Origin of the sequence: Pseudomonas sp. BNK-44-b (assembly GCF_047456245.1) — a bacterium.
GTDB lineage: Bacteria > Pseudomonadota > Gammaproteobacteria > Pseudomonadales > Pseudomonadaceae > Aquipseudomonas > Aquipseudomonas machongensis.
This window is the reverse complement of sequence record NZ_CP179908.1, coordinates 4,668,020-4,680,394: the sequence shown is the minus strand read 5'-3', so window position 1 is coordinate 4,680,394 and position 12,375 is coordinate 4,668,020. Positions and strand designations below refer to the sequence as shown.

Sequence of the window (12,375 nt, the reverse complement as noted above, 5' to 3'; positions counted from 1 at the left end):
AGTGAGGACAGCCTGTCCCGGTCGCCGGAAAGGGATGAAAGGTGGCGGCACGCAGAGTAGGATGGCGCGACGCAGTCGTTGATGTAATGAGGAATTCCATGTCAGACACCTTGAATTCGGTGCCCAAGGCGGTCGAGATCGTCGAACGGGCCAATTGCTTCCAGGGCTTCTACAAGCTCGACAAGGTGCGCCTGCGCCACGAGCTGTTCGCCGGTGGCATGGGGCGCGAGATCAGCCGTGAGCTGTTCGTGCGCCATGATGCCGTCTGCGTGCTGCCCTACGATCCGCTGCGTGACGAAGTGGTGCTGATCGAACAGTTTCGCGTCGGTGCGCTGGACAAGACCGATAACCCCTGGCTGATCGAGCTGGTCGCCGGGCTGATCGACAAGGATGAGCAACCTGAGGAGGTTGCCCACCGTGAAGCCGAAGAAGAGGCAGGCCTGAGCTTCTCCGCACTGTGGCCGATGACCCGATACTTCCCGTCGCCTGGCGGCAGTGACGAGTATGTCCATCTGTTCCTCGGGCGATGCAGCAGCGAGGGTGCCGGTGGCCTGCACGGGCTGGAAGAAGAGGGCGAGGATATCCGCGTGCGCGTCTGGTCGTTCGAGGATGCCTTGCAGGCGGTTCGCGATGGGCGCATCGCCAACGCGGCAAGCATCATCGCCTTGCAGTGGCTGGCGCTGAATCGTGACGAAGTCCGGGGGATGTGGAAGTGAACCTGCTGCGCGAACGCTACCGGGTCGACCTCGTCGGCCTGCAGGCTGCCTGCGAGGCGAACTACGCACGGCTGATGCGACTGCTGCCGGACATGCGCACCACGCAAAGCTCGCGACGCATCGGCATGACCCAGGGCGACCAGATGCTTGGCGTGCTGGTGCTCGACGTAGTGCTGGCCTGCCCCTACACCACCACGCTGCGGATATGCCAGGAGCACAGCCTGCCGTGGCTGCCGGTGCCGCAACTCGAGGTCCAGGTCTATCACGATGCGCGCATGGCCGAAGTGGTGAGTGCCGAGCACGCTCGGCGCCTGCGCAGCATCTATCCGTACCCCAACGCGGCCATGCACCAACCCGACGAGAAGGCCCAGCTCAACCTGTTTCTCGGTGAATGGCTGAGCCATTGCCTGGCCTGCGGCCACGAGTACGAAACCGTGCGTTGAAATGTGACGTCGGTTGGTTTCGAGTATTTGCTCCAACGCTTTCTACGGCCATAATCGTGCCGAATCCGATCAAGGAGACGGCCTTTGTCGCATTCACCCATTCCTTCCGTACAGGCTCCGGTGCATGTGGTGCAGCTCACCGACGCCCACCTGTTCGCTGATCCGGCTGGCACCCTGCTGGGCCTCAACACCCGTGACAGTCTGCGCCACGTGGTGAGCCAGGTGCGTCGCGAGCAACCACGCATCGACCTGTTGCTGTGCACTGGGGACCTGTCCCAGGACGCCAGCGTGGCGTCCTACGCTGCGTTCCGAGAGCTGACGGATGGTTTTGCCGTGCCGACCCGTTGGTTGCCGGGCAACCATGACGAGGCCAGGGTCATGGCGCGTGTGGCGCCAGATCTGGTCCATGCCGTTACCGACATTGGCGCCTGGCGCGTGGTGATGCTCAACTCGGCGGTGCTGGGTGCTACCCATGGGCTTCTTGAACAAGACCAGCTCTCGACCCTCGATAACGCGCTGGCGTCGGTGGGGGAGCGTCACTGCCTGGTGTGCTGCCACCACCAGCCGGTGGATATCGGCTGCGCCTGGATTGCACCGATTGGCTTGCGCAATGCCGATGAGCTGCTGCAGCGTCTGCGGGCATATCCACAGGTGAAGGCGTTGCTGTGGGGGCACATCCATCAGGAGTGGGACGAGGTCCGCGACGGTATTCGCTTGCTGGCCACGCCCTCGACCTGCATCCAGTTCGCCGCGCGCAGCGAGGACTTCAAGGTCAGTGAAGAGCAGCCAGGGTATCGCTGGCTGCGGCTGCATGCAGACGGACGGCTGGAGACCGGTGTCGAGCGGGCGAGGGATTTCGTGGTGACCCTGGATTTCAACAGCCCGGGTTACTGACAGATTTACTGCTCCTGCGAAGGTCGCGCCCGTCGTGGGATTTGAAGATTGTGTTGCGAAAATCCCACCCTTGCGCCAAAACCCGGCGAACGCGCTACACTGCGCGTCCCTGTGCCCGCATCGTCGGGCGCGAAGCCACAGATTCCGGGGGCAGCATGTCGGGTTCCATCCTCTATATCCATGGCTTCAACAGCTCGCCGCTGTCCACCAAGGCGCGCCAGCTCGCGGCGGTGATGCAACAGCTCGGCTTGAGCGCGCAGCTGCGCGTCCCCGAACTGCACCATCATCCGCGCCAGGCGATGGCTCAGCTCGAAGCGTGCATCGCCGAACTCGGCACGCCGCTGCTGGTCGGCAGCTCCCTCGGCGGCTACTATGCCACGCACCTGGCTGAGCGCCATGGCCTCAAGGCCCTGCTGGTCAATCCGGCAGTGACCCCACACAAGCATTTCGACGGCTACCTCGGTACTCAGCGCAACCACTACAGCGGTGAAACCTGGGAGCTGACCCACGACCATGTTCAGGCCCTGGCCGAACTGGAAGTGCCACCCCCCGAAGATGCCTCACGCTATCAAGTGTGGTTGCAGACCGCCGATGAAACGCTGGACTATCGCCATGCCGAGCGTTATTACCGGGCCTGTGCCCTGCGTATCGAGGCCGGCGGCGACCACAGCTTCCAAGGCTTCGCCCAGCGTCTGCCGGCCTTGCTGGCCTTCGCCGGCATTGCCAGGGCGCAGTATGACGCGCTTGATTTTTCTGTATTTTGACCTTTTTGCATTCACCAGACTGACGACGAGAACCCATGGCCAATCCCAGCGCTAGCGCCTATAACGCAGACGCCATCGAAGTCCTCTCCGGCCTTGACCCGGTCCGCAAGCGGCCGGGCATGTATACCGACACCAGCCGGCCCAACCACCTGGCCCAGGAAGTCATCGACAACAGCGTCGACGAAGCCCTCGCCGGTCATGCCCGGTCGATCCAGGTCGTGCTGCACGCCGACCACTCGCTGGAAGTCAGCGACGATGGTCGCGGCATGCCGGTGGATATCCACCCTGAAGAAGGCGTATCGGGTGTCGAGCTGATCCTTACCAAGCTGCACGCCGGTGGCAAGTTCTCCAACAAGAACTACCAGTTCTCCGGCGGCCTCCACGGCGTGGGCATTTCGGTGGTCAACGCCCTGTCGACCCAGGTCCGCGTGCGGGTCAAGCGTGACGGCAACGAGTACCAGATGACCTTCGCCGATGGCTTCAAAGCCACTGAGCTTGAGGTGATCGGCACGGTCGGCAAGCGCAACACCGGCACCAGTGTCTACTTCGCGCCCGATCCCAAGTATTTCGATTCGGCCAAGTTCTCCATCAGCCGCCTCAAGCACGTGCTCAAGGCCAAGGCCGTGCTGTGCCCGGGGCTGTCGATCAGCTTCGAGGACAAGGGCACTGGCGAGAAGGTCGAGTGGCACTACGAGGATGGTCTGCGCTCGTACCTGGTCGACTCGGTCAGTGAATTCCAGCGCCTGCCCGACGAGCCGTTCTGCGGCAGCCTGGCCGGTCATAAAGAAGCTGTGGACTGGGCGCTGCTGTGGCTGCCCGAGGGTGGCGACAGCGTCCAGGAAAGCTACGTCAACCTGATCCCTACCGCCCAGGGTGGCACCCACGTCAACGGCCTGCGCCAAGGCCTGCTCGATGCCATGCGCGAGTTCTGCGAATTCCGCAACCTGCTGCCGCGTGGCGTCAAGCTGGCGCCCGAGGACGTGTGGGAACGCATCACCTTCGTGCTCTCGATGAAGATGCAGGAACCGCAGTTCTCCGGCCAGACCAAGGAGCGCCTGTCGTCCCGCGAGGCCGCGGCGTTCGTTTCCGGTGTGGTCAAGGATGCCTTCAGCCTGTGGCTCAACGCCCACCCGGAGCTGGGCATGCAACTGGCTGAGCTGGCGATCAGCAACGCCGGCCGACGCCTCAAGGCGAGCAAGAAGGTCGAGCGCAAGCGCATCACCCAAGGGCCGGCATTGCCCGGCAAACTGGCCGACTGCGCCGGACAGGATCCAATGCGCGCCGAACTGTTCCTGGTCGAGGGCGACTCTGCAGGTGGTTCGGCGAAGCAGGCGCGTGACAAGGAGTTCCAGGCGATCCTGCCCCTGCGCGGCAAGATCCTCAACACCTGGGAAGTCGATGGCGGCGAAGTGCTTGCCAGCCAGGAGGTGCACAACATTGCCGTGGCCATCGGGGTCGATCCGGGTGCCACCGACCTGTCGCAACTGCGCTACGGCAAGATCTGCATCCTCGCCGACGCCGACTCCGACGGCTTGCACATCGCCACGCTGCTGTGCGCGCTGTTCGTCCAGCATTTCCGCCCGCTGGTCGAGGCCGGGCACGTCTATGTTGCCATGCCGCCGCTGTACCGTATCGACCTGGGCAAGGAGATCTACTACGCCCTCGACGAGGCCGAGCGAGACGGCATTCTCGACCGTCTGGTCGCCGAGAAGAAGCGCGGCAAGCCCCAGGTCACCCGATTCAAGGGGCTGGGCGAAATGAACCCGCCACAATTGCGCGAAACGACCATGGACCCGAACACCCGGCGCCTGGTGCAGCTCACCCTGGATGACCTCGCCGGTACCACCGAGATCATGGACATGCTGCTCGCCAAGAAGCGTGCGGGCGATCGCAAGAACTGGCTGGAGACCAAAGGCAACCTGGCCGAGGTCCTGGTTTGATTCGTCTGCTTGTCGCAGCCTTGCTCGCGCTGGCCAGCCTGACGAGTTTCGCCAGCGACTGGCCAGAGTTCAAGCTCACCGCCGAGCACCCGATCGAGGGCATGCGCGGCGGTAACCTGTCGGGCCTGGCCCAGTGCCGTGGCGCCCTGTGGGGCGTCTCGGACCGCGACGACGATCGAATCTACCGGCTTGAACAGCAGGATGGCGTGTGGCGTGCCGAGGCCCTGGTGTTCACCCCGCCGCCGGTACCGGAGAGCGGGCTGCCCTGGGGGCTGAAGTCGCGAAATTGGGCAGTGTCGTTCATCCGTGGCGGCGAGCTGGATTTCGAAGGCATCACCTGTGACAGCGCGGGCAACTTCTATGTGGTCAGCGAGGCGCATGCGGCGGTGCTGCAATTGCCGGTCGAGGGCGAGCCGAACTGGCTGAGGATCGATCCGGCCATGGTTCGCCAGGCCCGTGCCAGCGGCATGCTGTTGCACTTCAATGCCTTGTTCGAGGGCCTGGCCATCAATCCGGCCGGTGACCGCCTGTGGTTGGCTGCCGAGCGCGAGCGTCGTGGGCTGATCGCCGTGCAGCGTCAGCAAGCGGTATGGACCTGCGGACGCAGCTGTGTGCTGCTCAGCGAGGCAGGGGTGGAGATGCAACCGTCACAGATGCCAGGCTCGCGGGCGCTGTCGCGAGATTTCGCGGACCTTGCACTGTTCGACGGCAAAATGTTCACCCTGGAACGCAATGCCTTCCGCATTTGCCAGGCGTGACGCCGACACCGGTGCGGTCGAGCGCTGCTGGTCGTTCGCCGCCGATGCCCTGGTCGACACACGTCGCTACGACCAGCCGTTCGGCTTGGCCGAAGCCCTGGTGATCGACAAGGACGGTGCCTGGATCGGCCTGGACAACAACAACGGCACCCGTGCCGATGGTGAAAACCGCCCTATCGTCTGGCGCTTTGCCGCGCCAGCGGGCGGCTGGAGCGCCAAGCCTTGAGCCAGCCAGCGGGCAAGCGGGCGGGGCGGGTCCTGATGGTCCTCGCCTGGGCGGCGGCGATGTTTCTCGCCACGCGCTTTTTCGGGCAGTGGGAGGATCGCCAGCAGAACCCCAACAGTGTCGTGCAGTCCGAACGCGGCGAAGACTTTATCGAGGTGCGGCTGCTGAGCAATGGCCAGGGCCACTTCGTCGCCGATGGCGCGATCAACGGCAAGGTCGTGCACTTCATGCTCGATACCGGTGCCACCGATGTGGCGATCCCCGAGGCATTGGCGCGCGATCTGGCGCTACAGCGCGGCGCGCCGGTGATGCTCAGTACCGCCAATGGCCGCACCGAGGGCTATCGCACGCGGCTCGATAGCCTGCAACTGGGGGATATCCGCCTGCGTGATGTGCGTGCCCTGGTGGTGCCGGGGCTGGACGGACAGACGGTGCTGCTCGGCATGAGCGCTTTGAAACAACTTGAATTTACTCAGCGCGGCGGCACCATGCTGCTGCGCCAGAACCTGAAATGACGAGGCTCGCATGAGCGACTTACTGGACAGTCTCGAAGGCGTCGAACGCCGTTCCCTGGCCGACTTCACCGAACAGGCCTACCTCAACTATTCCATGTACGTGATCATGGACCGCGCCTTGCCGCACGTCGGCGACGGCCTCAAGCCGGTGCAGCGGCGCATCGTCTATGCCATGAGTGAGTTGGGGCTGGATGCCGATTCCAAGCACAAGAAGTCGGCGCGTACCGTCGGCGACGTGCTCGGCAAGTTCCACCCCCACGGCGACTCGGCGTGCTATGAAGCCATGGTGCTGATGGCGCAGCCGTTCAGCTACCGCTACACGCTGGTCGACGGTCAGGGCAACTGGGGTGCGCCGGACGATCCGAAATCGTTCGCCGCCATGCGTTACACCGAGGCGCGGCTGTCGCGCTACTCGGAAGTGCTGCTCAGCGAGCTGGGCCAGGGCACCGTCGACTGGGTGCCGAACTTCGACGGCACCCTGCAGGAGCCGCAGGTATTGCCGGCACGTTTGCCGAACATCCTGCTCAATGGCACCACCGGCATCGCCGTGGGCATGGCCACCGATGTGCCGCCGCACAACCTGCGCGAAGTCGCCAGCGCCTGCGTGCGCCTGCTCGACGAGCCCAAGGCGACCATCGAGCAACTGTGCGAGCACATCCAGGGCCCTGACTACCCAACCGAAGCGGAGATCGTCACGCCACGGTCCGAGATCCAGAAGATCTACGAAACCGGCAAGGGCTCGATTCGCATGCGCGCGGTGTACCGAGTCGAAGACGGCGACATCGTTGTCACCGCGCTGCCGCATCAGGTTTCCGGCGCCAAGGTGCTGGAGCAGATCGCCGCGCAGATGCAGAACAAGAAGCTGCCGATGGTCGCCGACCTGCGTGACGAGTCGGACCACGAGAACCCGTGCCGCATCGTCATCATCCCGCGCTCCAATCGTGTGGATGCCGACGAGCTGATGCAGCACCTGTTCGCCACCACCGATCTTGAAAACAGCTACCGGGTCAACGTCAACATCATCGGTCTCGATGGCCGTCCTCAGTTGAAGAACCTGCGCGCGCTGTTGCAGGAGTGGCTGCAGTTCCGCATCGGCACCGTGCGCCGGCGCCTGCAGTTCCGCCTGGACAAGGTCGAGAAGCGCCTGCACCTGCTGGACGGCTTGCTCACCGCCTTCCTCAACCTGGATGAAGTGATTCACATCATCCGCACCGAGGATCATCCCAAACAGGCGCTGATCGAGCGTTTCGAGCTGACCGAGATCCAGGCCGACTACATCCTCGAAACCCGCCTGCGTCAGCTGGCGCGCCTGGAAGAGATGAAGATCCGTGGCGAGCAGGACGAGTTGCTCAAGGAGCAGGCCAAGCTGCAGGCCTTGCTGGGCAGCGAGACGAAGCTGCGCAAGCTGGTACGCAGCGAACTGATCAAGGACGCCGAAACCTATGGCGACGATCGCCGCTCGCCAATCGTCGAGCGCGCCGAGGCCAAGGCTCTGTCGGAAAACGAGCTGATGCCGACCGAGCCGGTCACCGTGGTGCTGTCGGAAAAAGGTTGGGTACGTTGCGCCAAGGGTCATGACATCGATGCCACGGGCCTTTCGTACAAGGCTGGCGATGGCTTCAAGGCCGCAGCGGCGGGGCGTTCGAACCAGTTCGCGGTGCTTATCGACTCGACCGGGCGCAGCTATTCGCTGGCAGCCCACAGCCTGCCATCGGCCCGTGGCCAGGGCGAGCCGCTGACCGGGCGTCTGACGCCTCCGCCGGGCGCCACCTTCGAGTGCGTGCTGTTGCCTGACGATGATGCGCTGTATGTGGTGGCGTCCGATGCCGGCTACGGTTTCGTGGTCAAGGGCGAGGACCTGCAGGCCAAGAACAAGGCGGGTAAAGGGCTGCTGAGCCTGCCCAATGGCGCCAAGGTGATGACGCCACGGCCGGTCGCCGACCGCGAACAGGACTGGCTGGCAGCGGTCACCACCGAAGGCCGCCTGCTGGTGTTCAAGGTTGCCGACCTGCCACAACTGGGCAAGGGCAAGGGCAACAAGATCATTGGCGTACCGGGTGATCGTGTGGCCAGTCGTGAAGAATTCGTCACCGATCTGGCGGTGATTGCCGAGGGATCGACGCTTGTATTGCAGGCTGGCAAGCGTACCCTGTCACTGAAGCCGGATGACCTCGAACATTACAAAGGCGAACGCGGACGTCGTGGTAGCAAATTGCCACGTGGATTCCAGCGCGTCGACGGCATGGTGGTGGAGCGCCCGGAGTAAACCGGTTGTTCGTCTGGAACGGCGTTTTCAGCGTCGTTCCGGGCGGAAATGCTGGAGTCCGGCGACTATTTCGCGGATGATACACCCCTTGCGGGGCCGGCGTGGCCGTGTGCCCGCGGGAATCCACACGAGTATCACTGCGGTTGCCGGGCGGCGGCCGCTTGGATGGGATGATGAAATTTCTGCGCCTTCCATTTGCGCTGCTGATGACGGGTCTGCTGGGGCTGAGCGGGTGCAGCATGCACCAGCCGGTGGCCCTGTACCAACTCGACAGCGGCGACCCCGGCCAGCCTTCGCAGGCTGCCGGCATGGCGGTCGTGCTCGGTCCGGTATCGGTAGCCGACTACCTGCAACGTGAAACCTTTCTGCAACGTCAGCCTGATGGCAGCCTGACCGCGGCGACCGACGGTCGCTGGGCCGGCAGCCTTTCGTCGGATATCGACCAGTTGCTGGTGCGCCAGCTCGCCTGGCGCCTGGACAGCCAGCGCGTCGTGCTTGCACCTGCCAGCACCGGCTTCACGCCGGATGTGCAGGTACTGCTGTCGATCACCCGCCTGGACTCGGGCGCCAACCAGCCGGCGATCCTCGATGCCCAGTGGCGCGTACTGGATCGTCGTGGCCATGTGCGCGACAACCGTATCGTCCACCTCGAGCAACAGCATGAGGGCAGCGAGGCCTCGCAGGTCCAGGCCCAGGGGCAGTTGCTGCAGAAGCTGGTCGAGCAACTGAGCGTCGCCGTCAAGCCGCTGGCGAACCAGCCAACGGTCGCTGAAGAGGCGCCGAAAAAGCCAGCGGCTCCGGTCCAGGTCAAGAAGGAACCGGAGAAGTCGAGGATTCCGATGGCTTCGCCGATCCGCACCGATATGGAAGTCTATCGATTCTGATTCGACAGACATGAAAAAGCCCGCAGCGATGCGGGCTTTTTGTGGGTGCCGGATGGCAGGCCTTTCGCGACGCAAGGCCGCTTCTACAACTGCACCGCGGATCAGGCCATTCAGGCCCGACGCTCATGCATCCGCGCCAACTGGCGCTCGAGCATCGACGGGTAGGGCTCCATCAGTCGCTCGACACAGCAGGCGCCTTCAGGGCTGGCGATCGGCCGAATGCGCGCGCGCTGGCGGATCAGGGCGTCGTCGCTGACCTGGCGCTCGACCAGCAGCAGGTTGCGGCTGTGTTGCGACAGCGCCAGGGCATCCTGGGCCTTCTCGGTCATCAGCAGGTCGACCTGATCCATGCCCAGCAGGTCTTCACCCAGCGCCAGGCCCAGTTGCAACTGCAGGGTGATACCGCTGTCGGCGACCTCGATCTGCAGGGCGTGGCCCAGGGCGCGCAGCAATTCGCCACAGCAGATGGCATTGGTGAGGTAGTCCTCGCCGCTGTCACGGCTGTGGAACAGCAACAGCGTGCTGCCGTCGTCAAGGGTGTGCACTTCACCCTCGTACAGCGACGCGGCCTGGTCGAGGCAGTCGCGGTAGCGCTCCAGCAACTCGGTCAGGCGCGTGCGCGGCAGACGGCGCAGTTGCTCCTGGGAGCCGAGTTGCACGGCGAGCACGGCGCTGGTGTTCGGTTCGTCAGACTCTGGGATGGCCAGTGCCTTGGGGCTGTGCACGGTGTCGTCGATCAGGTCGGCAAAGGCGTCGTCGTCTGCGTCGTCGTCCTGGGCGGCCACCCTGGCCGCTACAGGCTTGGGTGCGGCCTTGCGTGGCGGCTCCTCCACATGCAGGTCGGCAAAATCATCTTCGTCGTCTTCCTGTTCTTCCGGCTCCGGCGGTGGCGGCGGGGCCAGGCGGGCATGAAGCTGACGAGCGAGATCGCCGATTTCGTCCTGGCGCTCGATGGCCGGGGTATAGGGGTGCGGGTCACGCAGCCAGACACGCAATTGCAGCAGCGGCGTCGAGATGAAGCGGCCCAGGCGCAGGCTGAGGGTAAGCGCCAGCGCCAGCAGGATGGCCGCGAGAATGCCCATGCTCTGCAGGCTGATCAGCATCGGTTGCTGGAACTGGCTCATGTCCAGGCTGATGCGCAGTTGCCCGGCGGTCACGTCCTGGAAGGTGATCTTGGTCTGGTAGACCCCTTCGGCCTCGCCCAGCAGGCTGTTTTTTGGCCGTTGCCCGGCCTCGGCGAGGATGCGGTTGTCGACGCTGTAGATCGCCGCGTGGGCCACCAGCGGGTTCTTCACCAGATTGCCCAGCAGCACGTTGAGGCTGAGGATGTCGTTGGACACCAGCAGCTCGGTAGCCGAGGTCGCGGTCTGCACGGTCAGGCTCTGGCCGACGGCATCGGCCTGCTCGTGCATGGCCTGCTTGAACTGCAGGCCCATCACGCAGGCATAGATCACCAAGGCCAGCGCCACCAGGAAAATGTTGTGGCTGGCGATGCGCAATGCCAGGGGAATACGACGCTGGCGCAGGGCTCGGAAGATCATCAGAAAGAAGTTGTCGGTTTTGACAGGCGTGGGCCGGTTCACAGAGCGCGGCTCTTTATGGCGGAAAAGATGCTGGGCAGTATAGCGACCCGCGTTTTGTCGGCAAAGTATCGATGGCGCCCGATGGTCATGGAAAGTGGGTAGAATGCGCATTTTTCATCGAGTTGGAGCCCGGTCTTGCGCGAAATCGTCCTGATCAACATCACTGGTGAAGACCGTCCGGGTCTCACTGCGGCCATCACCGGCGTCCTGCTCCAGGGCGGTGTGAACATCCTCGACATCGGTCTTGCGGTCATGCATGGCACGTTGTCGTTCGGCATTCTGGTCGATATTCCCGACAATGAAGTCGCTACCGGCCTGCTGCAAGGGGTGCAGTCCAAGGCCCATGAGCTGAACCTGCAGGCGCGCTACACGCCAATCTCCGAGGCAGACTACCAGCAATGGGTGGACGGCCATGGCGACAATCGCCACATCGTCACGCTGCTCAGCCGCAAGGTCACGCCCGAACAGTTGCAACGGGTCAGTGCAGTCATCAGCCAGTATGGCCTGACCATCGAGCGGATCGAGCGCCTCTCGGCACGTGTGGCGCTCGACGCCAGCACCGACAAGAGTCGCGCCTGCCTGGAAATCTCCGTGCGCGGTGAACCGACCGACGCCCAGTCCCTGCGCGCCGATTTCTTCGCATTGTCGGCCGAGCAGGGTATCGACATCGCCTTCCAGCAGGATGACCTGTTCCGTCGCAATCGCCGCCTGGCGGTGTTCGACATGGATTCGACGCTGATCGAAGCCGAGGTGATCGATGAGTTGGCCAAGGCTGCAGGTGTCGGCGAACAGGTTTCGGCGATTACCGAGCGCGCCATGCGTGGCGAGCTGGATTTCCGTGCCAGCTTCAAGGAGCGCATGGCATTGCTCAAGGGCCTGGACGTCGGCGTGCTGGACGAAATCGGCGCTTCGCTGCGCCTGACCGAAGGTGCCGAACACCTGTTCGCCGAACTCAAGCGCCTGGGCTACAAGACTGCAATCCTCTCCGGCGGTTTTTCCTACTTCGCCAAGCAGGTGCAGGCACGCCTTGGCATCGACTACGTGTTCGCCAATGAGCTGGAAGTGGTGGATGGCAAGGTGACGGGCGTGGCGATCGAGCCGATCGTCGATGCCCAGCGCAAGGCTGACCTGCTGCAGGAGCTGGCGCACAAGGAAGGGTTGCAACTGGAGCAGACCATCGCCGTGGGCGACGGCGCCAACGACCTGCCGATGCTGTCGCTGGCCGGCCTGGGCGTGGCTTTCCGCGCCAAGCCGCTGGTGCGTCAGTCTGCCAAACAGGCGATTTCCACGCTGGGGCTGGATGGCGTGCTGTATCTGCTGGGCTGGCGTGACCGCGACGGGCGCGTGTGAACCGTTGAAACAGCGGGGCTGCAAAGCAGCCCCAGC

Annotated in this window: 10 protein-coding genes and 1 pseudogene; 10 read left to right on the top strand and 1 reads right to left on the bottom strand. The window is 64.0% G+C overall.

From position 1 onward, the window contains the following. The first annotated feature begins 98 nt into the window (after positions 1-98). The 9 genes and pseudogenes from ACMGGG_RS21335 to ACMGGG_RS21295 all read left to right on the top strand — a co-directional run bounded on the left by ACMGGG_RS21335 (position 99) and on the right by ACMGGG_RS21295 (position 9,406). Positions 99-716 carry an NUDIX domain-containing protein gene (locus tag ACMGGG_RS21335; RefSeq protein ID WP_054893161.1) on the top strand — a complete coding sequence of 206 codons (618 nt, stop codon included), beginning with the start codon at positions 99-101 and terminating at the stop codon, positions 714-716. Beyond that, on the top strand, positions 707-1,159 hold the full coding sequence (locus ACMGGG_RS21330) for a DUF1249 domain-containing protein (RefSeq protein ID WP_054893162.1): 453 nt from the start codon (positions 707-709) through the stop codon (positions 1,157-1,159). Before ACMGGG_RS21335 ends, ACMGGG_RS21330 begins: the two co-directional genes overlap by 10 nt. Positions 1,160-1,243: 84 nt before the next feature. After that, the gene (gene cpdA / locus ACMGGG_RS21325) at positions 1,244-2,053 is read left to right on the top strand and encodes a 3',5'-cyclic-AMP phosphodiesterase (RefSeq protein WP_232233510.1); all 810 of its coding nucleotides are present in this window, start codon (positions 1,244-1,246) and stop codon (positions 2,051-2,053) included. Positions 2,054-2,208: 155 nt separating this feature from the next. Continuing rightward, entirely contained in the window at positions 2,209-2,817 is a 609-nt protein-coding gene (locus ACMGGG_RS21320; RefSeq protein ID WP_153774218.1) for a YqiA/YcfP family alpha/beta fold hydrolase, read from the top strand. A 35-nt stretch (positions 2,818-2,852) separates the two neighbouring features. Beyond that, positions 2,853-4,757: a DNA topoisomerase IV subunit B gene (gene parE, locus ACMGGG_RS21315; RefSeq protein ID WP_063546429.1), complete on the top strand. Its 1,905-nt coding sequence runs from the start codon at positions 2,853-2,855 to the stop codon at positions 4,755-4,757. Then, positions 4,754-5,741, top strand: a pseudogene (locus tag ACMGGG_RS21310) (esterase-like activity of phytase family protein). Before parE ends, ACMGGG_RS21310 begins: the two are co-directional and overlap by 4 nt. Beyond that, positions 5,738-6,256: a TIGR02281 family clan AA aspartic protease gene (locus tag ACMGGG_RS21305; protein ID WP_054893167.1), complete on the top strand. Its 519-nt coding sequence runs from the start codon at positions 5,738-5,740 to the stop codon at positions 6,254-6,256. Before ACMGGG_RS21310 ends, ACMGGG_RS21305 begins: the two are co-directional and overlap by 4 nt. A gap of 10 nt (positions 6,257-6,266) precedes the next feature. Then, positions 6,267-8,522, top strand: coding sequence for a DNA topoisomerase IV subunit A (parC, locus tag ACMGGG_RS21300; RefSeq protein ID WP_065863794.1), 2,256 nt, complete (start codon positions 6,267-6,269; stop codon positions 8,520-8,522). Between the two features lie 173 nt (positions 8,523-8,695). Further along, entirely contained in the window at positions 8,696-9,406 is a 711-nt protein-coding gene (locus ACMGGG_RS21295) for a membrane integrity-associated transporter subunit PqiC (protein ID WP_414154383.1), read from the top strand. Positions 9,407-9,516: 110 nt separating this feature from the next. On the opposite strand, the gene ACMGGG_RS21290 is transcribed toward ACMGGG_RS21295, so the two are convergent. Beyond that, positions 9,517-10,989: a hypothetical protein gene (locus ACMGGG_RS21290; protein ID WP_054893170.1), complete on the bottom strand. Its 1,473-nt coding sequence runs from the start codon at positions 10,987-10,989 to the stop codon at positions 9,517-9,519. Between the two features lie 135 nt (positions 10,990-11,124). Between ACMGGG_RS21290 and serB the strand changes: the two genes are divergently transcribed. Then, a complete protein-coding gene (gene serB / locus ACMGGG_RS21285) occupies positions 11,125-12,339 on the top strand; it encodes a phosphoserine phosphatase SerB (protein WP_054893171.1) in 1,215 nt (404 codons plus the stop codon). Positions 12,340-12,375 lie beyond the last annotated feature (36 nt).

Excerpts from the sequence above, each read along its gene's own strand:
- ACMGGG_RS21335 (WP_054893161.1), top strand. The coding sequence starts at position 99 with ATGTCAGACACCTTGAATTCGGTGCCCAAGGCGGTCGAGATCGTCGAA.
- ACMGGG_RS21320 (WP_153774218.1), top strand. The coding sequence starts at position 2,209 with ATGTCGGGTTCCATCCTCTATATCCATGGCTTCAACAGCTCGCCGCTG.
- parE (WP_063546429.1), top strand. The coding sequence starts at position 2,853 with ATGGCCAATCCCAGCGCTAGCGCCTATAACGCAGACGCCATCGAAGTC.
- parC (WP_065863794.1), top strand. The coding sequence starts at position 6,267 with ATGAGCGACTTACTGGACAGTCTCGAAGGCGTCGAACGCCGTTCCCTG.
- ACMGGG_RS21295 (WP_414154383.1), top strand. The coding sequence starts at position 8,696 with ATGAAATTTCTGCGCCTTCCATTTGCGCTGCTGATGACGGGTCTGCTG.